We start from the raw sequence: 19,122 nt of genomic DNA on the forward strand, positions 1-19,122 counted from the left end.
CACGGTGACGGCAGGCGTGACCACGATGACGCCGCCTCCTAGAACGAACGCCACTGCATCTCCCGGTCGCCGTCCCTGAGGGAGGCCACGCGGCGGCGGAATTCGGCCAGGGCCCTCGGATTGGCCGGGGCGTGCTGGGCGACCCAGGCACAGCTGGCCGTCTCCCGGGCACCGCGCAGGACCGCGCAGCCCTCCCATTCGCGGACGTCCCACCCGTACGCCGCCACGAAGGCCTCGTACTCCCCGGCGGGCATGTCGTACCGGTCGCGGGAGAGCGCCATCACCACCAGGTCGTGCTCGCGCAGATCGGCCGACACGGTCTCCAGGTCGACCAGGGCCGGGCCGTCCGCGCCCACGTGGACGTTGCGGGGCAGCGCGTCGCCGTGGACCGGGCCCGGGGCGAGGCGCGGGGTCAGCGCGGCCACCTCACCGGCGTAGCCGTCCCGGCGGGCCCGCAGGTAGGCCGCGTCGGCGGGGTCGATGAAATCCCCCGCGAGCCGCAGCCAGCGCTCGACCCCGGCCAGCAGGTCCCGTGCGGGCAGCGCGAACGGCGGCGCGGGCAGTGCGTGCACCAGGCGCAGCAGCTCCGCCAGGTCCGCGGGCCCCGCGGGCCGCACCGCGTCCGGCAGCCGGTGCCAGAGGGTCAGGGGATGCCCGTCCACCAGCCGCGGCTTCGGCTCGGCCGCGCGGACCGCCGGGACGCCGGACGCGGCGAGCCAGCCGGACACCGCCAGCTCCCGCGCGGCCCGCTCCAGCAGCGCCGCTTCCCGGCCCACCTTCACCACCAGGTCTCCGACCGCGAAGACCGCGTTCTCGCCGAGCGCGAGGAGGACCGCCTCCCGGGGCGCGCCCCGGGCCAGGCCCGCCGCCGCCAGTACGTCCCTCGCCCGCGCCTCGTCCATGCCGCCGCTCTCGCCCTTCGCCGCCCGCCCGTGATCCGCCGGCGATCCGTCCGGCGATCCGGCCGCCGTGGATCAGCCGTCGTCAGCCAGTATGTGGTGGCTTCCGGCAGGTGGCCCGATCCTGGAGTCATGGGCGCCGGACATGACGCACGCACCGGCCGCGGCCCCTCGGTCGTGGCACGGCGCGCCCTGCGCACCACCCTCGCCGCGTGCGTCTCGTTCTTCGTGTGCCTGTACGCGCTGGACCGGCCCGTGGCGGCGACGTACGCGCTGTTCGGCGTGGTGTCCATGGCGGCCCTCTCGCACATCCCCGGCACCGGCCGCCAGCGGGTGGCCGTCCTCATCAGGACCACGCCCGTGGCCTGGGTGCTGGTGACGATCGGCACCTACCTCGCGGTCCGGACCTGGACCGCCGTGGCCGGCATGCTGCTGATCGGTTTCGCCCTGGCCTTCGTGGCGGTGGCCGGGCCGCGCGCGGCGGGCGCCGCCCCGGGTCTGCAACTGCTCTACATCCTGCCCTGCTTCCCGCCGTACGCCCCGGACACCCTCGGCGAACGGCTCGCGGGGGCGACCTTTGGCCTGCTGCTGCTCGTCCTCGCCGAGGCCTTCGTCCTGCCCGAGGAGCCGGGGCCCACGTACCGGAGGCTGGCCTCCGGGGCGGCCGGTACCGCCGCCCGTTGCGCCGCCGAGCTGGGCCGCGCCCCGTACACGCTGTCCGCGGCCTCGACCGAGGCGGCCCTGGCGTCCGGCGAGTCGCTGCGGCCCTTCCGGGTCGACGAGGCCGACCGTCCCGCCGGGCCGGGCCTGCGGGACCGCGCCCTCACCCACGCGGGCCTGGCCGCCCGTACGCTCCTCGGCCGCATGGTGAACCTTCCCCCGCCGCCCCGGCCCCCCGGCCCGCTGCCGATGGAACTGGAGTCCGAGGTGCTGACCGCGGTCGGCCGGGCCGTCGGCGAGAGCGCCGCCCTGCTGGACGGAACGGCCGACTCGACCGAAGCCGCCGGCGTCCTGCGGAAGGTACGGGAAGAGGCCGCGTCGGCCGCCGCGCGGGAGCCGCCGACCACCGCGGCGCGGGGCCGCCGCCGGGCGGCGCTGCTGGAGGTGGCGGACGCCGCCGTGGCCCTGGTGACGGCCGCCGAGCTGGCGGTACGGGGCCGCCGCGCGCAGGTGCCCTGCGATGTGGACGCAGGCCGCTTCTGGTACGCCGGCCGGCTCGCGCCGGGCCTGTGGTGGCACCGGGTGGCGGGACACGCCGGGCCCCGGTCCGTGCACTTCCAGAACGCGGTCCGGATCAGCCTCGCGCTCGCGGCCGCCCGCACGATCGCGGGCGTGGACTCCCTGCCGCACGGCTTCTGGGCGATGCTCGCCGTCCTCAGCCTGACCCGGACCACGGCCGCCCAGACCCGGGCGACCGTACGGGTGGCCATCACCGGCACCCTGCTCGGCGCCCTGGTCACCGGGATCCTGCTGGCCCTGATCGGGGGCCACACCGTCGTCTATGCCATCGCCCTGCCGTTCGTGATGCTCACGGCGTTCCGGGTGGGGCCGGTGCGGGGCGTGGGCTGGGCCCAGGGCATGTTCACGCTCGTGGTGGCCTTCGTCTTCGCGCAGCTGGCGCCCGTGACGTGGCAGCTGGCGGAGGTCAGGATCCTGGACGTGGTCATCGGCAGCCTGATCGGCGTCGTGTTCGGGGTGCTCGCCTGGCCGAGGGGGGCGGAGCGGGAGCTGCACCGGGCGGTGGCCCTGCTGCTGACCAGGGAGGCCGAGACGGTCGAGCGCACCACCGGCGCCGTGGTGGAGGGCGGACCGGGGCGCACTCCCGACGACGAGCCGCTCCTGCACGCGCTGACGATGGCGGAGACGGCCTTCGCGCAGCACCAGAGCGAGCCCCGGACGCACGAGGGCCCGAGGCCGGACTGGCAGGCGGCGATGATGACGGGCCACCACGTGCTGTGGGGGTCGCGGCGGCTGCTGGTGCGCGGCGGTCCTGCCGTGGGGCCGGAGAACGGGGCCCGGCTGGACGGCCGGGCGACCGGGCTGGCCACCCGGATGCGGCGGGAGGCGCAGCGGGCGGGGCGGGCCCCGGGCGACCCGGAGCCCGAAGGCGCACTGCCGCCTCTCGGCGCCGATGCCGACGGACCTCCCGGGCTTTCCTCCCCGCGGTTCTTCTCCGCGCTGGCCTGGCTCGACTCGCTTGCCGTCGACGTCGCGCGCGTGACGGCCTCGGGTCACCCGTTCGGTCCAGCCCGCCCGAAGAGTCCGTCCGCCCCGGGGAAGCCGTCCGCCCCGGGGGAACCGTCCGCCCCGGCCTGACCGGCCTGACCGGCCTGACCGGCCTGACCGGCCTGACCGGCCTGACCGGCCTGACCGGCCTGACCGACCTGACCGGCACGATCGGTGAGACCGGCACGATCGGTGAGACCGGCGCCAAAGGGTGTTGCACGAGACGTCTCGTCTCGCTTATGGTTCGATCATGACCGCAGCCAAGCCCGCCCACATCGCCATGTTCTCCATCGCCGCCCACGGGCACGTGAACCCCAGCATCGAGGTGATCCGCGAACTCGTGGCCCGGGGCCACCGCGTCAGCTACGCCATCCCCGCCTCCTTCGCCGAGAAGATCGCGGAGACGGGCGCCACGCCCGTGCTCTACACCTCCACCCTCCCCACCGACGACGAGCCGGAGGCCTGGGGCACCGAGCTCATCGAGAACCTCGAGCCCTTCCTGAACGACGCCGTCCAGGCACTCCCGCAGCTCGCCGCCGCCTTCGAGGGCGACGAGCCGGACCTCGTCCTCCACGACATCACCTCCTACCCGGCGCCGGTGCTCGCCCATCGCTGGGGAGTCCCCGCCGTCTCCCTCTCCCCGAACCTCGTCGCCTGGGAGGGGTACGAGCAGGAGGTGGCCGAGCCGATGTTCGCCAAGCTGAAGGCCTCCGAGCGCGGTCAGGCGTACTACGCCGCCTTCGCGGCCTGGCTCACCGAGAACGGCCTCGGCGACCAGGTCGACCGGTTCCAGGGCCGCCCGCGCCGCGGGCTCGTCCTGATCCCGCGGGCGCTGCAGCCGCACGCCGACCGCGTCGACACCTCCGTCCACACCTTCGTCGGAGCCTGCCAGGGCGACCGCAGCGCGACCCAGGGCAGCTGGCACGCGCCCGCGAGCGCCGAGGGCAAGAAGATCGTGCTCGTCTCGCTCGGCTCCGCCTTCACCAAGCAGCCCGCCTTCTACCGTGCCTGCATCGAAGCCTTCGCGGACCTGCCCGACTGGCATGTCGTCCTCCAGATCGGCAAGTTCACCGACGAGGCCGACCTGGGCCCGGTACCGGCCAACGTGGAGGTCCACCGCTGGGTCCCCCAGCTCGACATCCTGCGCCGGGCCGACGCCTTCATCACCCACGCGGGCGCCGGCGGCAGCCAGGAGGGGCTCGCGACCGCCACCCCGATGGTCGCCGTCCCGCAGGCCGTCGACCAGTTCGGCAACGCCGACATGCTTGTCTCGCTGGGCGTGGCCCGCCACGTCCCGATGGAGGAGGCGAACGCCCGGACCCTGCGCGAAGCGGTCCTCCAGCTGGTCGCCGACCCCGAGGTCGCCGCCCGCGCCGAGGCCGTCCGCGCGCAGATGACGACCGAGGGCGGCACGCGGCAGGCCGCCGACCTCATCGAGGCCGAATTGTCGTAGCCGGGTCTTAGGGTGCGCGCATGACGAAGAAGGACACGGCCAAGAAGGACACGACGAAGAAGTACGCGGCGCTGCTGCGCGGGATCAATGTCGGCGGGAACAAGAAGGTCCCGATGGCGCAGCTGCGTACGGTGCTGGAGGGGCTCGGCCACGGCGACGTGCAGACGTACCTGCAGAGCGGCAACGCCGTCTTCAGCAGTACGCAGCAGGACCCGGCGGTCCTCGGCCGGGAACTGGAGGCCGCCATCGAGGGCCACTTCGGCTTCCGCGTGGCGTGCCTGGTGAGGGACGGCGCGTACCTGCGCGCCGTCGCCGACGCCTGCCCCTTCCCGGCGGCGGAGCTGGAGGGCAAGCAGCTGCACGCCACCTTCTGGTCCGAACAGCCGGGCCCGGAGCGCTTCGCCGCGCTCGACGAGGCCTCGTTCCTCCCGGAGGAGTACCGGCTCGGCGACCGCGTCCTCTACCTCTACGTCCCCGACGGCCTGGGCCGCTCCAAGCTCGCCGAGGCCCTCGCCAGGTCCGCCGTGGTCAAGGGGATCGACGTGACCACCCGCAACTGGAACACCGTCGCCAAACTCGTGGAGCTGACCGGACCCTGACCGGTTCCCGGAGCAGGACGGCCGGAGCGCCGTCCGGCTCGACCTCGACTTCCGCCGGGAGGGCGCGAGCCCCCGCGTCCGCCGCATCGAGCTCTTCGTCGCGGGCGGTCACGGTCAGGTCTGCCAACTCCTCGTCGAGGAACGGTACCTGGACGAGGACTCCGCCCTGACCGGCCTGTTCGATACCACCCGCACCCACGTGCGCACCGACCGGCCCTGACCCCGGCCTCGGGCGAGCGCGTCCAGCAGCTCCAAAAGGCTCGCCAGCGGGATCCGGTGCCCCGTTCACCGTGCCCCGACGGCATCCCGGGGCGGGGGATGTGCCAGGCTCGTGGCATGCGTTACATCATCATCGGCGCGGGCGCGGTCGGCGCCACCATCGGCGGACGGCTCGCGGAGGCGGGCGGCGAGGTCGTACTCGTCGCACGCGGTGCCCACGCGGACGCCCTGCGGGCCGACGGGCTGCGGCTCACGACGGCCGACGGCACCCGGGTGCACCGGCTGCCCGTGGTCACCGGACCGGAGGAACTGGGCGAACTGCGCCCCGACGACGTCCTGCTGCTGTCCGTGAAGACCCAGGACGCCATCGCCGCGCTCGACGCGTGGGGCGACGCGGAGGTCACCGGCGGCGGCACGGCGGCGCAGCGGCTGCCCGTGCTCTGCGCGCAGAACGGAGTGGAGAGCGAGCGGCTGGCGCTACGGCGCTTCGCGCGCGTGTACGGGGTGTGCGTATGGCTGCCCGCCACCTTCCTGGAGCCGGGCGTGGTCTCGGCGCTGTGCGCGCCGCTGACCGGCATCCTGCACGTGGGCCGGGCGGCGGGCGGCACGGACGCCCTGTCCCTGGCCGTCGCCGCGGACCTCGGCAAGGCCGGCTTCGGGGCGCCGCCGGTCGAGGACGTGATGCGGTGGAAGTACGCGAAGCTGCTGGGGAACCTGGGCAACGCGATCCAGGCGACGACCGGCCCGGAGCCGGACCCGGCGAAGGCGGCGCTGCTGCTGCGGGCCGTCCGTGAGGGGAAGGCCGCCTTCGGGGCCGGGGGCATCGCCTACGCCTCGGACGCCGAGCAGTCGACGGCGCGCGACGGCAAGGTCGAGCAGCCGGCCGGTGTGCGGGGCGGGTCGTCCTGGCAGAGCCTGGCGCGGGGGACGGGCTCGGTGGAGGCGGACTACCTCAACGGGGAGATCTCCCTGCTGGGCCGCCTGCACGGGGTGCCGACCCCGGTCAACGACGTGCTGCGGCACGCGGCGAACATCTTCGCCCGTGAGGGCCTGCCGCCGGGGGCGATGTCCATCGAGGACCTGACGGCCCTCGCGGACGAGGCCGCGGCCCGCGCGTAGGAGACGACGTCCGGCCGGCCGGACGGCAGTCCGCCGGGGGCGGCTGGCGGACGGCACAATGGCCCGGTGGGTTCACAGATCGATGTCTTCAGGCTCTTCGAGTACCGGCCGTGCGGGCACGGGCTGCTGGTGCGGGTCGTCCGGCCCGCCGCCCCGAACGCCTTCCAGGGGGCGCTGGACGCCGCCGACGCCGTCGCCGACGAGGCGACGGAGCGGCTCCGTACCGGATGGGAGCGCGAGCACCTGCGGCCCCGGTGCCCGCACCCGCACACGGCGGCCCTGGTCGCCGAGATGCAGGACGTACCGGTCGGGGAGGACCTCCACGGGCCGGGGCGACGGCAGTTCGGGGTGTGGGTGGCGCCGACGGAGTACGGCGTCCCGTGGACGGTCCTCGGGACCGCGGCGACCGAAGAGGAGTTCTGGCGAGCGGTCCGGGACGACGACGACCTCCTGGGTCTCGGCCCCCGGGCACCCTCCGAACTGCGGCACGTCCACTTCCTCACCGACGAGGACGGCCCGGCGAGTTCCTAGGTCCTGTCCGGCGGTGCCGGAGGCTACGCCGTCAGGGCGGGCAGCCGGGCGGGGGCCGTGGCCGCCGCGTCGAAGCGGCGCAGCAGCAGCCGGGCCAGTTCCGGGGCCGCGCCCAGGACGCCGGCGACGACGTCCGCGCCCCCGGCCGCGGCGCCGGCCGCGATGCGGTCCGGGAGCCGGCCCGGGGCGATGACGTACGGGGCCACCGCCACCCGCTCGAAGCCCTCGGCGCGCAGGGCCCGTACGGCGTCCTCGGTACGGGGGACCCCTGCGGGAGAAGCTCCGGAGGCGAACGCAGGCCGCACGGCGCACCAACCGGTGTGCCGCCACTCCCGCGCGGTTTCAGCGATCACTGCGATCGCCTCCGGGTCCGTGGAGCCGGCGGACGCGAGCACCACCGCGGTGGTGGCACGGTCCGCCGGGGTGAGGCCGGCTTCGGCGAGCCGGCGCTCGAGGGCGGTCAGCAGGAGCGGGGACGGTCCGAGGACGTCCGCCACCCGCACCGACAGCCCGGGCAGGCGCGAGGCCGACTCGGCGAGCGCCGCCGGGATGTCGGACTTCGCGTGGAAGGCGCGGGTCAGCAGCAGCGGGAGCGCCACGACCTCCCGCACGCCGGAGAGGTAGAGCGAGGACAGGGCCTGGCCCACCGTCGGGGTGTTGAAGTCGAGGAAGGCCGTCTCCACGCGCAGCCCCGGCCGCAGCGCCCGTACCCGCCCGGTGAGGGCGTGCACGGTCGCGGCGTGCCGCGGATCGCGGCTGCCGTGGGCGATGACCAGGAGTGTGCGGGACACGGCGATCAGCTCTTCGCCAGCAGGCCGCGGCTGCGCAGCACCCACCGCTCGACCGGGCTGAAGATCAGCAGGTCGATGGCGATGCCGACCACGAGGATCAGGATGATCGCGAGGAACACGCCCGGCAGGTCGATGTTGTTGCGGCCGTTCTCCAGCAACTGGCCCAGGCCCAGGCCCAGGTCCGGCGAGGAGGCGATGATCTCGGCGGCCATCAGCGAGCGCCAGGAGAAGGCCCAGCCCTGCTTCAGGCCGGCCAGGTAGCCGGGCAGCGCGGCCGGCATGACGATGTGCCGGGCCCCGCGCAGACCGGTGGCTCCCAGGGTGCGCCCGGCGCGCAGGTACAGCGGCGGGATCTGGTCGATGCCGGAGACGAGGCCGTTGGCGATGGACGGGACGGCGCCCAGCAGGATCACCGTGAACATCATCGCGTCGTTCAGGCCGAACCACAGGACGGCCGGCGGCACCCAGGCCACCGACGGCAGCGACTGCAGGCCCTGCAGGATCGGGCCGATCGCGGCCCGGACGAACTTCACCCGGGCGACGAGCAGGCCGAGCGGCGTACCGATGGCCAGGGCCAGCAGGAAGCCGAGCAGGCCGCGGGAGACGCTGGTCCAGATGACCTCCAGCAGCGTGCCCTTGAGCCACATGTCGGACAGGCTGTGCCAGACCGCGGACAGCGCGGGCAGCTTGGTCTCCTCGGTGACCCCCGCCGAGACGAGGACCTGCCAGACCAGGAGCACCAGGCTCACGGCCAGGACCGGCGGGAAGACCTTCTTGACGAGGATCTCGCGGATCGGGGTGCGGTGGGTCTGGACCGCGTCGAGCGCGTCGAGGCCCGCCTCCAGGCCGGCCAGGTCGTCGTTCTTGCCCGTGGCCTTCGAGGTGGTGTCAGTGCTGGCCATGGCGGCGGATCTCCCCACGCAGGTGTTCAGTGATCTCGAGGGACAGTTCCGCGACGTCCGCGTCCTCGATGCGGCGCGGCTGCGGGATGTCCACGGTCCATTCCTTCGCGACCCGGCCGGGCCGGGAGGAGAGCAGGACCACGCGCTGGGCGAGGCGGACGGCCTCGCGCACGTTGTGGGTGACGAAGAGGACGGACAGTCCGGTCTCGGCCCAGATGCGGGTCAGCTCGCCGTGCAGCACGTCCCGGGTGATGGCGTCGAGCGCGGCGAACGGCTCGTCCATCAGCAGCAGCCGGCTGTCCTGGGCGAGCGCCCGGGCCAGGGCCACGCGCTGGCGCATGCCGCCGGACAGCTCGTGCACGCGCTTGCCGTACGAGCCGCCGAGCCGGACCAGCTCCAGCAGCCGCTCGGCCTCCGGGCGGCGCTCGGCCTTGGCCACCCCGCGCAGACGCAGGGCGAGTTCGATGTTCTTGCCCGCGGTCAGCCACGGGAAGAGGGCGTGCTCCTGGAACATCAGGGCCGGACGGCCGCCGGGGGTCTCGATGGACCCCGCGGACGGCTTGTCCAGACCCGCGACCAGGTTCAGCAGCGTGGACTTACCGCACCCCGAGGCACCCAGGATGGTGACGAACTCTCCGGGAGCGACATCGAGACTGATGTCGTCCAGGACGAGCTGCGATCCGGCCGGGCCGGAGAAGGACTTCGATACGTGCTCGATGCGGGCAGCGTGCGTCTGCTCCAGGGCAGAGCCCTCGGCAGCCTTGGCAAGCGTGGTGGCCATGGTCGTCACCTCCTGGGATTGCTGGGTTGCGGGGTTACTTGGCGCCGAGACCGGCGTCGGAGACCTCGGGCTTGCCGGCGGCCTTCAGCACCTTGTTCAGGAGCGTCAGGTCGTAGATGCCGGCGAGGTCGGGCTGCTCGATGAGCTTGGCCTTGACCGCCCACTCCGACTGCGTCTTCAGCGTCGCGGCCAGCGGGTCGTCGGTGATCGCGATGCTCGGCCATGCCGGGTCGATGACCTTCGCGTCGAGCGGCTTGCCGCCCTCCGCCTCGAGCTTCGCGTTCGCGGAGGCCTTCGCCTTGTCCGGGTTGGCGTTGATCCACTCGTTGGTCTTCACGGTGCCCTTGAGGACCGCCTCGACCACGTCCGGGTGCTCCTTGAGGAACTTCTGCGACACGATGATGTTCGTGATCACGAACTTCTTGTCGGGCCACAGAGCGGTCTCGTCGAGGAGGACGGAGCCGCCGTCGGAGACGAGCTTGGAGGCCGTGGGCTCCGGCACCCAGGCGCCGTCGATCGAGCCCTGCTTGAAGGCGTCCGGGGTGACCTTGTTGTCCGTACGGACGACGGAGACGTCACCCTTGCCGGACTCCGGGTCGACCGTCCAGCCCTTGGTACCGATCCAGTTGAGGAACGCGACGTCCTGCGTGTTCCCCTTCTGCGGGGTGGCGATCTTCTTGCCCTTGAGGTCGTCCAGGGTCTTGATCTTGTCCGGGTTCACGACGAGCTTGACGCCGCCCGAGGCGGAACCGGAGATGATGCGCAGGTTGGAGCCCTTGGACTTGACGTAGCCGTTGATCGAGGGCGAGGGGCCGATGAACCCGATGTCGAGAGAGCCGCCGTTGAGGGCTTCGATCTCGGACGGGCCGGCGTTGAAGGACTGCGGCTTGATCTTGGTGCCGTTCAGTTCCTTCTCGATCAGGCCTTCCTGGAGGCCGACCAGCGCGGTGGCGTGCGTCAGGTTGGGGAAGTACCCGATGCGGACCTCGGCGGCGGAGAGCTTCTTGCCGGAGTCGGCGCTGTCCGCGGCCTTCGGCTCGTCCTTCTTGGCCTCGGAGCCGTAGCCGCAGGAGGCGAGCGCACCGATCAGGAGCGGCAGCGCGGCAGCGGCGACGACGCTGCGGCGGAGGGTGGAGCGGTTGGTACGGGTCCGACGGGTGGTGGCGGTGGCAGGCACGGGAGGGCTTCCTCTCGTGACGGCGTCATCTCATGACGCACGTCTTCGTTTGTGGAGCGATGGCGGGTACGGCTCGTGGGGGGTGAGGGCGCGCATGCGGTGCGCGTACGTCATCGCGCACATCGCGCAACCCCTCCCTGGCCGCTGCCGAGGGCACCGCTGCCTACGCGGCCGCCCTCCTTCGCGAAGGTCGAATAGATGTCGGAAATCATAAGTTAGAAGTCCCAACCTTCCTCGTCCGCCTGGACGGTGGTCTCGGCCTTGGAGGCGAAGGACTCGCCGGCCATGCCCGCCGCCAGGGTGGTGCCGTCGGCCGGGTCGATCAGCAGGAAGGACCCGGTGCGGCGCGAGTCGGCGTACGCGTCGAGCGCGAGCGGCTCGGCGGTGCGGACGACCACGCGGCCGATGTCGTTGGCCACCAGCTGCCCGGGGTTCGGGTGCTGGGACAGGTCGTCCAGGGTCAGCCGCGAGGGGATCTCCTTGACGATCGCCTTGACCGTGCGCGTCGTGTGCTTGATCAGCACCCGGGCGCCGACGGCCAGCGGCTGGTCCGCCACGTGGCACACCGTCGCCTCCACGTCCTGCGTGGTGGCCGGGGCGCTCGCGGACGGCGCGATCAGGTCGCCGCGCGAGATGTCGATGTCGTCCGTCAGACGCACCGTCACCGACTGCGGGGCCCAGGCGATGTCGACGCTCTCACCGAGCGCGTCGATGCCCGCGATGACACTGGTGCGGCCCGAGGGCAGCACGGTCACGGCCTCGCCGACGCGCAGCACGCCGGAGGCGATCTGGCCCGCGTAGCCGCGGTAGTCGGGGTGCTCGGCGGACTGCGGACGGATCACGTACTGCACCGGGAAGCGCGCCGGGCAGGCCGTGAGGTCGTGGCTGACCGGGACGGTCTCCAGGTGCTCCAGTACCGTCGGGCCGCCGTACCAGTCCATGTTGGCGGAGGCGTCCACCACGTTGTCCCCGGCCAGGGCCGAGATCGGGATCGCGGTGATCTCCGGGACACCCAGGTCGGAGGCGTACGCCGTGAACTCCTCGGCGATCGCCGCGAACACCGACTCCTGGTAGCCGACCAGGTCCATCTTGTTCACGGCCAGGACCACGTGCGGGACGCGCAGCAGCGCGGCGACGGCCGCGTGCCGGCGGGTCTGCTCGATGACACCGTTGCGGGCGTCGACCAGGACCACGGCCAGGTCGGCGGTGGACGCGCCGGTGACCATGTTCCGGGTGTACTGCACGTGCCCGGGGGTGTCCGCGAGGATGAACCGACGGCGCGCGGTGGCGAAGTAGCGGTACGCGACGTCGATGGTGATGCCCTGCTCCCGCTCGGCCCGCAGGCCGTCGGTGAGCAGCGCGAGGTCGGGGGCCTCCTGGCCGCGCTGGGCGGAGACGGCCTCCACGGCCTCCATCTGGTCGGTCAGGACCGACTTGGAGTCGTGCAGCAGCCGGCCCACCAGGGTGGACTTGCCGTCGTCGACGGAACCGGCGGTCGCGAAGCGCAGCAGCGTGGTCGCCGACACATCGGCGAACTGCTCGGTGGTGCTGGTCATTTCTAGAAGTACCCTTCGCGCTTGCGGTCTTCCATCGCGGCCTCGGACATCTTGTCGTCGGCGCGGGTCGCGCCCCGCTCGGTGAGCCGGGAGACGGCGATCTCGGCGATCACGGCGTCCAGCGAGACGGCGTCGGAGTCCACCGCGCCGGTGCAGGACATGTCGCCGACGGTGCGGTAGCGGATGAGCCGCTTCTCGGGCGTCTCGCCCTCCTTCGGGCCACCCCACTCGCCGGCCGTCAGCCACATCCCGTTGCGCAGGAACACCTCGCGCTCGTGGGCGAAGTAGATCTCCGGCAGCTCGATGCCCTCGCGGGCGATGTACTGCCAGACGTCCAGCTCGGTCCAGTTGGAGAGCGGGAAGACCCGCACGTGCTCGCCGGGGGCGTGGCGGCCGTTGTAGAGCTGCCACAGCTCGGGGCGCTGACGGCGGGGGTCCCACTGGGAGAACTCGTCGCGCAGGGAGAAGACGCGCTCCTTGGCGCGGGCCTTCTCCTCGTCGCGCCGCCCGCCGCCGAAGACCGCGTCGAACTTCAGGCTCTGGATCGCCTCCGTCAGCGGGACGGTCTGGAGCGGGTTGCGGGTGCCGTCCGGGCGCTCGCGCAGCTTGCCGGCGTCGATGTACTCCTGGACGGAGGCCACGTGCAGGCGCAGGCCGTGCTCGGCGACCGTGCGGTCGCGGTACTCCAGCACCTCGGGGAAGTTGTGCCCCGTGTCGACGTGCAGCAGCGTGAAGGGCACCGGCGCCGGTGCGAACGCCTTCAGCGCCAGGTGCAGCATGACGATGGAGTCCTTGCCGCCGGAGAAGAGGATCACCGGCTTCTCGAACTCGCCCGCCACCTCGCGGAAGATGTGCACCGCCTCGGACTCCAGGGCGTCGAGGTGCGACAGCGCGTACGGGGCGTCGGAGCCGGAATCGGTGTGCAGGTGTGCGGCCGTGGTCATGCCAGACCCCTCTCGGTGAGCAGCGCGTGCAGGGCCGAAGCCGACTCCTGCACGGTCTGCGTGTGCGACTCGATACGCAGGTCCGGGGACTCCGGGGCCTCGTACGGGTCGTCGACGCCGGTCAGACCGGAGATCTCGCCCGCCGCCTGCTTGGCGTACAGGCCCTTCACGTCGCGCTCCGAGCACACCTCGACCGGGGTGGCCACGTGGACCTCCAGGTAGGAGGTGCCCTCGGCGCCGTGCCGCTTGCGGACGGCCTCACGGCTGTCCGCGAACGGTGCGATCACCGGCACCAGCGCCTTGACGCCGTTGCTCGCGAGCAGCTCGGCGACGAAGCCGATCCGCTGCACGTTGGTGTGCCGGTCCTCGCGGGTGAAGCCCAGGCCGGCGGAGAGGAACTCGCGGATCTCGTCCCCGTCGAGCACCTCCACGCGGTGGCCCTCGGCGCGCAGCCGCTCGGCCAGCGCGTAGGCGATCGTGGTCTTGCCCGCGCTGGGCAGCCCGGTCAGCCACACGGTGGCGCCCTGGTCGCTCACGCTCATCTGGTTCGTCTCCGTAGGTTCTGTGCTGTCCGTCATCAGCCGTGCAGTCCGCACTCGGTCTTTCCCCGCCCGGCCCAGCGGCCGGCCCGCGCGTCCTCGCCCTCGGCGACGCGCCGGGTGCAGGGGGCGCATCCGACGGAGGCGTAACCGTCCATCAGCAGCGGGTTGGTGAGCACTCCGTGCTCGGCGACGTACGCGTCCACGTCGTCCTGGGTCCAGCGCGCGATCGGGGAGACCTTGACCTTCTGCCGCTTCTCGTCCCAGCCGACGACCGGGGTGTTGGCCCGGGTCGGGGACTCGTCGCGGCGCAGGCCCGTCGCCCAGGCGGCGTACGCGGTCAGGCCCTCTTCGAGCGGCTTGACCTTGCGCAGCGCGCAGCACAGGTCGGGGTCCCGGTCGTGCAGCTTCGGGCCGTACTCGGCGTCCTGCTCGGCGACGCTCTGCCGCGGCGTCAGGGTGATGACGTTGACGTCCATCACCGCTTCCACGGCATCACGGGTGCCGATGGTCTCCTCGAAGTGGTAGCCCGTGTCGAGGAACACCACGTCCACACCGGGGAACACCCGGGAGGCCAGGTGCGCGACGACCGCGTCCTCCATGGAGGAGGTCACGGCGAACCGCTTGCCGAAGGTGTCGGCCGCCCAGCGCAGGATGTCCGGCGCGGAGGCGTCCTCCAGGTCCCGGCCCGCCTGCTCGGCCAGCTCCTTCAGTTCCTCGGCGCTGAGACGCACGTCTTGAGTGGTGGTCATATCCGGTCCCCTCCCGCTGAATCCGACTGAACGCCCCGGGCCAGCAGCCCGAGGTACTTCAGCTGGAAGGCTCGGTTGCAGGCCCTGCATTCCCACGCGCCGTGGCCCGTCTCGTTGGGAAACAGGTCCTCGTCGCCGCAGTACGGGCAGTAGAACGGTGCGGCGCGCTCGCTCACGAGAGGCTCTTCTCGTCCGCGCGGGCGACCCACGCCGCGAAGCGCTCGCCGTCCTCGCGCTGCTCCTCGTAGTGCTTGACGACCCGCTCGACGTAGTCGGGCAGACCGGCCGAGGTGACCTTCAGGCCGCGGACCTTGCGGCCGAAGCCGGCCTCCAGGCCGAGGGCGCCGCCCAGGTGGACCTGGTAGCCCTCCACCTGGTTGCCGTCGTCGTCCAGGACCAGCTGGCCCTTGAGACCGATGTCCGCCACCTGGATACGGGCGCAGGCGTTCGGGCAGCCGTTGATGTTGATCGTGAGCGGCTCGGCGAAGTCCGGCAGACGGCGCTCCAGTTCGTCGATCAGCGAGGCGCCGCGCGCCTTGGTCTCGACGATCGCCAGCTTGCAGAACTCGATGCCGGTGCAGGCCATCGTGCCGCGGCGGAACGGGGACGGCTTGACCCGCAGGTCCAGCGCCTCCAGCGCCTCGACCACCGAGTCGACCCGGTCGGCCTCGATGTCGAGCACGATCATCTTCTGCTCGGCGGTGGTGCGCAGCCGGCCGGAGCCGTGCTGGGCCGCCACGTCCGCGATCTTGGTCAGGGTGGCGCCGTCCACGCGGCCCACGCGGGGCGCGAAGCCGACGTAGAACTTGCCGTCCTGCTGCTGGTGGACACCGACGTGGTCGCGCCACTGGCCGCTCGGCTGCGCCGGCGCGGGGCCGTCGGTCAGCTTGCGGTGCAGGTACTCGTCCTCCAGGACCTGGCGGAACTTGGCCGGGCCCCAGTCGGCGACGAGGAACTTCAGGCGGGCGCGGTTGCGCAGCCGGCGGTAGCCGTAGTCGCGGAAGATCGAGATGACGCCCTCGTAGACGTCCGGGACCTCGTCGAGCGAGACCCAGGTGCCCAGGCGCACACCCAGCTTGGGGTTGGTGGACAGACCGCCGCCGACCCAGACGTCGAAGCCGGGACCGTGCTCGGGGTGGTTCACGCCCACGAACGCGATGTCGTTGATCTCGTGCGCCACGTCGAGCAGCGGCGAGCCGGAGATCGCGGACTTGAACTTGCGGGGCAGGTTGGAGAAGTCCTTGTTGCCCACGATGCGGCGGTAGATCTCGTCGATCGCGGGGGTGCCGTCGATGATCTCGTCCAGCGCGATGCCGGCGACGGGCGAACCGAGGATGACGCGGGGCGTGTCACCGCAGGCCTCGGTGGTCGAGAGGCCGACGGCCTCCAGCCGGCGCCAGATCTCCGGGACGTCCTCGATCCGGATCCAGTGGTACTGCACGTTCTGGCGGTCGGTGAGGTCGGCGGTGCCGCGCGCGAACTCCTCGGAGATCTCGCCGATCACGCGGAGCTGCTCGGTGGTCAGCCGGCCGCCGTCGATGCGGACGCGCAGCATGAAGTACTCGTCGTCCAGCTCCTCCGGCTCCAGGATCGCGGTCTTGCCGCCGTCGATCCCGGGCTTGCGCTGGGTGTAGAGGCCCCACCAGCGCATGCGGCCGCGCAGGTCGTTGGGGTCGATCGAGTCGAAGCCGCGCTTGGAGTAGATCGTCTCAATGCGTGTCCGCACGTTGAGACCGTCGTCGTCCTTCTTGAACTGCTCGTTGCCGTTGAGGGGTGTGTGGTGTCCGACGGCCCACTGGCCCTCACCGCGGTGACGGCCGGTCTTGCGGCGCGCGGCGGCTGCGGGTGCGGCTGCGGGCGTTTCGGGGGTGGCGGCCATGGCGGTACGTCCTTCTTCGGCGGCTCGAGGCAAGGGCAGGGGGAGGCGGCGGCGCTCCCCTGCGGGCTCGGCGGCTCCGAGCGGGTGTGGCTGATTCCCGCTCCGCGCCGGGGTTGCCGGCGAGCAGGGCGGTACTACGGCCTCAGGGGGCTAGCGGGTGATCGGCGCGTCCGCGGCAGCGGGGACGACGGCGATGTGCGGCGTGGCTGGTTCCGTCAGCGGGCCGGACAGATGGCGCTGGACATGCGGCCGAGGTCGACGTGCCGCCGACTCACCAAGGCAATTCCAGCTCCATTCATGGCGGAAGCGTGTCATGTGCCGATTGGAGGAGTCCACTACTGTCCACGATACGGACGAAGTCGTCCCGCATGTTGGGACAACGTGACGGGGGTCACCTGTCGAAGCCGGCCGGGCCGACCTCGGTCCGGCCCCGGGCCGCCACCCGGGGCCGGGCCCCGGACACGGCGCCCCGAACGACGGCGGGGCGTGATTCCAGCCGCTCCGGGGCGAGGGGAGCGGGGGGTCCGGGGCGGTGGCCCGGGGCGGGAGTTCTGGTCGAAGCCCCGCAGCGGCGCCCGCACCCGGCGGGCCCGACCGACCGGCCCAGGAGGGGCTACGGGCCCGGCCACGGGGGGCTGGGGCCCGCCCCCGGAAGGGCTACGCGCCCGGCCACGGGCCGGGGGTCGGGGTCTCTTCCTTCTGTTCCGTCTCGGTCCTGAAGACCTTGAAGCCGCGCCGCTCGTAGTTGCTCATCGCCGTCGGACCGTCCTGGCTGCACGTGTGCACCCACACCCGCCGGGTCGGCTCCCGGTCGGGCCACCTCTCCGCGAGGGACCAGGCCCGGGCGACGCCCACCGACAGCAGGTGCCCGCCGATGCGGCGCCCGCGGAAGTCCGGGAGGAGACCGAAGTACATGATCTCCACCACACCGTCGTCCTGCGGATCGAGTTCCACGTACCCGGCCGGCGTGCCCCGGTCGTACGCCACCCAGGTCTCCACCCCCGGCCGGGCCAGCTGCTCCACCCACTGCGCACGGGTCAGCGACAGCCGGTCCGTCCAGTGGATGTCGCCGCCCACCGACGCGTACAGGAAGCGGCTGAACTCGGGAGAGGGGACCTCCGCCCGGACGACGGAGATCTCCGGGCCGGCCTGGACCGCCGGGACGAGGTCCGCCGGAGAGGTCATCTCCAGCGACCAGGTGGTGAGAGTGATGGTGCTCATGCAGCTCAGGGAATCATGCCGGGAACCGTCCGGCCCAGGCGGGCCCTGATCACCGCGGGGGCGGTGGAGTGCGGGAGCAGCGCGGCCGGGTCCTGGGGGCGGATCAGCTCCACCTCCACGTCCTGCGCGAAGCGGTACGGCCGGTGCGTGAGGACCCCCGCGAGGTGGCGGCGTACGCGGGACAGCTCGGCCCGGACCGTCACCGTGCGCGTCGGATCCCCGAACAGCTCCGCGCTCAGCTCCGCCGCCGAGCGCCCCCGCGGGCTCTCCGCCAGCAGGAACAGCAGCTCCGCGTGGCGCGGGCTCAGCTCCTGAGACCAGCTCCCGGAAGGCCCGTACACCGTCGCCGACCAGCAGCCGGCCCGGCTGAGGTCCAGGACGATCCGGGTCGCCGCCGTACTGTGACGGTCCTGCGCGACGCGCACCAGCCAGCCGCCGGGCAGCGCCTCCACCACGCACTCCCCGAGCTGCGGCACCCACACCCGGCCGGGCCCGAAGGTCTTCGGCAGCGGGATCCGTTCCGTCGGGGCCAGGCCCGTCACCGCCGCCGTCCAGCCGTTCGGGTCCACGGCCAGGGCCCGCCCGGGCAGCCGGGCCAGCAGCGGGGACGCCACCGCCCGCAGCAGCTCCAGCGACTCCAGGTGCCGCAGCCGCAGCTCCCGCTCCGCGAGGCGGGCCACCGAGCTCACCCACGCCAGCGTCGCCGGGTGCATGGTGGCCAGCGGCCCGCTGACGTCGACCACGCCCAGCAGCCGCCCGTCCCGCGGGTCCCGTACGGGCGCCCCGGCGCAGGTCCAGTCGTGGTGGCTGGAGACGAAGTGCTCGGCCGAGAACACCTGCACCGGCCGCCGGGCCACCAGGGCGGTGCCCACCCCGTTGGTGCCGACGACCGCCTCGTCCCAGTCGGCGCCGACCGCGAAGCCGAGCCGGTCCGCCTTGCGCAGGATGGACGCGTGGCCCTCCCGCCACAGCAGCCGCCCGTCCGCGTCCGCGACGACCATGATGTGCAGGGCCTCGTCCAGGGCGGGCAGCAGCCCCTCGCGCAACACCGGCAGGATCTCCCGCAGCGGCGACACGTGCCGCCGCTCCTCCGTCTCGGCGGCCGACAGCATCCGCGAGCGCGCGTCCCGGTCCGGGTGCACCCCGCCCGCCAGCATCCGGCGCCAGGACTCCGCGATCTCCGGCCTGGGCGCGGCCGGCGGGCGGTCCCCGGCCAGTGCCGCCGCCCGCACCCCCTTGAGCAGACGCGCCGCCGCCCGCGCGTCCATGGCCGAGATGCGTGCGACATCGACCGTGCTGCCTGTGGTGTCGGCCACCGGAACCTCCCCGTGCGAACAGGACGTACGACGCAGGCCGCCCGGGCGGCCTGCGCATGCCGTTCCCCCGGCACCCCGACGGACGGCTGCCGAGTCAAAGGTTGCAACGGTATGCAACTCTCGCCAAGTCCCGGTCGGCCGACCGAAACTGTCCGGACGCCGCAGAGCGGCGTGCCGGCTCCTCCTCGGGGCTTCGGATCAGGGGTGGTGCCGAGTCG

19 protein-coding genes are annotated in these 19,122 nt (G+C 72.9%); 5 read left to right on the top strand and 14 right to left on the bottom strand.

The window, feature by feature from the left end; genetic code table 11:
* Nucleotides 1–38: 38 nt before the first annotated feature.
* The gene (locus OG753_RS31815) at nt 39–902 is read right to left on the bottom strand and encodes a phosphotransferase enzyme family protein (RefSeq protein WP_405791064.1); all 864 of its coding nucleotides are present in this window, start codon (nt 900–902) and stop codon (nt 39–41) included.
* Nucleotides 903–1,031: 129 nt separating this feature from the next.
* Here OG753_RS31815 and OG753_RS31820 point away from each other — a divergent pair, with 129 nt between their 5' ends.
* From OG753_RS31820 to OG753_RS31840, 5 genes are all read left to right on the top strand, one after another.
* Nucleotides 1,032–3,215: an FUSC family protein gene (locus tag OG753_RS31820; RefSeq protein ID WP_405791065.1), complete on the top strand. Its 2,184-nt coding sequence runs from the start codon at nt 1,032–1,034 to the stop codon at nt 3,213–3,215.
* Between the two features lie 160 nt (nt 3,216–3,375).
* The gene (mgt, locus tag OG753_RS31825) at nt 3,376–4,578 is read left to right on the top strand and encodes a macrolide-inactivating glycosyltransferase (RefSeq protein WP_405791066.1); all 1,203 of its coding nucleotides are present in this window, start codon (nt 3,376–3,378) and stop codon (nt 4,576–4,578) included.
* A gap of 20 nt (nt 4,579–4,598) precedes the next feature.
* Entirely contained in the window at nt 4,599–5,177 is a 579-nt protein-coding gene (locus tag OG753_RS31830) for a DUF1697 domain-containing protein (protein WP_405791067.1), read from the top strand.
* A 336-nt stretch (nt 5,178–5,513) separates the two neighbouring features.
* On the top strand, nt 5,514–6,515 hold the full coding sequence (locus tag OG753_RS31835; protein WP_327265038.1) for a 2-dehydropantoate 2-reductase N-terminal domain-containing protein: 1,002 nt from the start codon (nt 5,514–5,516) through the stop codon (nt 6,513–6,515).
* A gap of 66 nt (nt 6,516–6,581) precedes the next feature.
* On the top strand, nt 6,582–7,046 hold the full coding sequence (locus OG753_RS31840; RefSeq protein ID WP_405791068.1) for a hypothetical protein: 465 nt from the start codon (nt 6,582–6,584) through the stop codon (nt 7,044–7,046).
* A 23-nt stretch (nt 7,047–7,069) separates the two neighbouring features.
* Here OG753_RS31840 and OG753_RS31845 read toward each other — a convergent pair whose 3' ends face one another.
* The 13 genes from OG753_RS31845 to OG753_RS31905 form a co-directional block, all read right to left on the bottom strand.
* The gene (locus OG753_RS31845) at nt 7,070–7,846 is read right to left on the bottom strand and encodes a sirohydrochlorin chelatase (protein WP_405792884.1); all 777 of its coding nucleotides are present in this window, start codon (nt 7,844–7,846) and stop codon (nt 7,070–7,072) included.
* The gene (locus tag OG753_RS31850; protein ID WP_327265041.1) at nt 7,843–8,739 is read right to left on the bottom strand and encodes an ABC transporter permease; all 897 of its coding nucleotides are present in this window, start codon (nt 8,737–8,739) and stop codon (nt 7,843–7,845) included. The genes OG753_RS31845 and OG753_RS31850 overlap by 4 nt, the downstream gene beginning before the upstream one ends.
* A complete protein-coding gene (locus OG753_RS31855; RefSeq protein WP_033217807.1) occupies nt 8,726–9,520 on the bottom strand; it encodes an ABC transporter ATP-binding protein in 795 nt (264 codons plus the stop codon). Before OG753_RS31855 ends, OG753_RS31850 begins: the two co-directional genes overlap by 14 nt.
* A 34-nt stretch (nt 9,521–9,554) precedes the next feature.
* A complete protein-coding gene (locus OG753_RS31860; protein WP_327265042.1) occupies nt 9,555–10,697 on the bottom strand; it encodes an aliphatic sulfonate ABC transporter substrate-binding protein in 1,143 nt (380 codons plus the stop codon).
* A 215-nt stretch (nt 10,698–10,912) separates the two neighbouring features.
* Nucleotides 10,913–12,253: a GTP-binding protein gene (locus OG753_RS31865; protein WP_327265043.1), complete on the bottom strand. Its 1,341-nt coding sequence runs from the start codon at nt 12,251–12,253 to the stop codon at nt 10,913–10,915.
* A 2-nt stretch (nt 12,254–12,255) separates the two neighbouring features.
* Complete coding sequence (cysD, locus tag OG753_RS31870; protein ID WP_405791069.1) at nt 12,256–13,197, bottom strand: sulfate adenylyltransferase subunit CysD; 942 nt, start codon at nt 13,195–13,197, stop codon at nt 12,256–12,258.
* Complete coding sequence (cysC, locus tag OG753_RS31875; protein ID WP_327265045.1) at nt 13,194–13,739, bottom strand: adenylyl-sulfate kinase; 546 nt, start codon at nt 13,737–13,739, stop codon at nt 13,194–13,196. The genes cysD and cysC overlap by 4 nt, the downstream gene beginning before the upstream one ends.
* Before the next feature lie 35 nt (nt 13,740–13,774).
* Complete coding sequence (locus OG753_RS31880; RefSeq protein ID WP_405791070.1) at nt 13,775–14,488, bottom strand: phosphoadenylyl-sulfate reductase; 714 nt, start codon at nt 14,486–14,488, stop codon at nt 13,775–13,777.
* A complete protein-coding gene (locus tag OG753_RS31885; RefSeq protein ID WP_327265047.1) occupies nt 14,485–14,664 on the bottom strand; it encodes a hypothetical protein in 180 nt (59 codons plus the stop codon). Before OG753_RS31885 ends, OG753_RS31880 begins: the two co-directional genes overlap by 4 nt.
* Nucleotides 14,661–16,367 (bottom strand): nitrite/sulfite reductase, encoded by a 1,707-nt coding sequence (locus tag OG753_RS31890; protein WP_405791071.1) that lies wholly within the window; start codon nt 16,365–16,367, stop codon nt 14,661–14,663. Before OG753_RS31890 ends, OG753_RS31885 begins: the two co-directional genes overlap by 4 nt.
* A gap of 215 nt (nt 16,368–16,582) precedes the next feature.
* On the bottom strand, nt 16,583–16,666 hold the full coding sequence (locus OG753_RS31895; protein ID WP_312847410.1) for a putative leader peptide: 84 nt from the start codon (nt 16,664–16,666) through the stop codon (nt 16,583–16,585).
* A 358-nt stretch (nt 16,667–17,024) separates the two neighbouring features.
* Nucleotides 17,025–17,588 (bottom strand): GNAT family N-acetyltransferase, encoded by a 564-nt coding sequence (locus OG753_RS31900; protein WP_405791072.1) that lies wholly within the window; start codon nt 17,586–17,588, stop codon nt 17,025–17,027.
* 5 nt (nt 17,589–17,593) lie between these two features.
* Complete coding sequence (locus OG753_RS31905) at nt 17,594–18,856, bottom strand: GAF domain-containing protein (protein ID WP_327266972.1); 1,263 nt, start codon at nt 18,854–18,856, stop codon at nt 17,594–17,596.
* Nucleotides 18,857–19,122: the final 266 nt, after the last annotated feature.

The organism is Streptomyces sp. NBC_00029 (genome assembly GCF_045160505.1).
In the GTDB taxonomy this organism is placed as follows: domain Bacteria; phylum Actinomycetota; class Actinomycetes; order Streptomycetales; family Streptomycetaceae; genus Streptomyces.

What these genes read in the sequence shown, in the direction of transcription:
- OG753_RS31820 (WP_405791065.1), top strand. Translation starts at nt 1,032, where the DNA reads ATGGGCGCCGGACATGACGCACGCACCGGCCGCGGCCCCTCGGTCGTG.
- OG753_RS31850 (WP_327265041.1), bottom strand. Translation starts at nt 8,739, where the DNA reads ATGGCCAGCACTGACACCACCTCGAAGGCCACGGGCAAGAACGACGAC.
- OG753_RS31835 (WP_327265038.1), top strand. Translation starts at nt 5,514, where the DNA reads ATGCGTTACATCATCATCGGCGCGGGCGCGGTCGGCGCCACCATCGGC.
- OG753_RS31890 (WP_405791071.1), bottom strand. Translation starts at nt 16,367, where the DNA reads ATGGCCGCCACCCCCGAAACGCCCGCAGCCGCACCCGCAGCCGCCGCG.
- OG753_RS31815 (WP_405791064.1), bottom strand. Translation starts at nt 902, where the DNA reads ATGGACGAGGCGCGGGCGAGGGACGTACTGGCGGCGGCGGGCCTGGCC.
- OG753_RS31880 (WP_405791070.1), bottom strand. Translation starts at nt 14,488, where the DNA reads ATGACCACCACTCAAGACGTGCGTCTCAGCGCCGAGGAACTGAAGGAG.
- OG753_RS31895 (WP_312847410.1), bottom strand. Translation starts at nt 16,666, where the DNA reads ATGAATGGAGCTGGAATTGCCTTGGTGAGTCGGCGGCACGTCGACCTC.
- OG753_RS31865 (WP_327265043.1), bottom strand. Translation starts at nt 12,253, where the DNA reads ATGACCAGCACCACCGAGCAGTTCGCCGATGTGTCGGCGACCACGCTG.
- mgt (WP_405791066.1), top strand. Translation starts at nt 3,376, where the DNA reads ATGACCGCAGCCAAGCCCGCCCACATCGCCATGTTCTCCATCGCCGCC.
- OG753_RS31900 (WP_405791072.1), bottom strand. Translation starts at nt 17,588, where the DNA reads ATGAGCACCATCACTCTCACCACCTGGTCGCTGGAGATGACCTCTCCG.
- OG753_RS31855 (WP_033217807.1), bottom strand. Translation starts at nt 9,520, where the DNA reads ATGGCCACCACGCTTGCCAAGGCTGCCGAGGGCTCTGCCCTGGAGCAG.
- OG753_RS31830 (WP_405791067.1), top strand. Translation starts at nt 4,599, where the DNA reads ATGACGAAGAAGGACACGGCCAAGAAGGACACGACGAAGAAGTACGCG.
- cysD (WP_405791069.1), bottom strand. Translation starts at nt 13,197, where the DNA reads ATGACCACGGCCGCACACCTGCACACCGATTCCGGCTCCGACGCCCCG.
- cysC (WP_327265045.1), bottom strand. Translation starts at nt 13,739, where the DNA reads ATGAGCGTGAGCGACCAGGGCGCCACCGTGTGGCTGACCGGGCTGCCC.
- OG753_RS31905 (WP_327266972.1), bottom strand. Translation starts at nt 18,856, where the DNA reads ATGGACGCGCGGGCGGCGGCGCGTCTGCTCAAGGGGGTGCGGGCGGCG.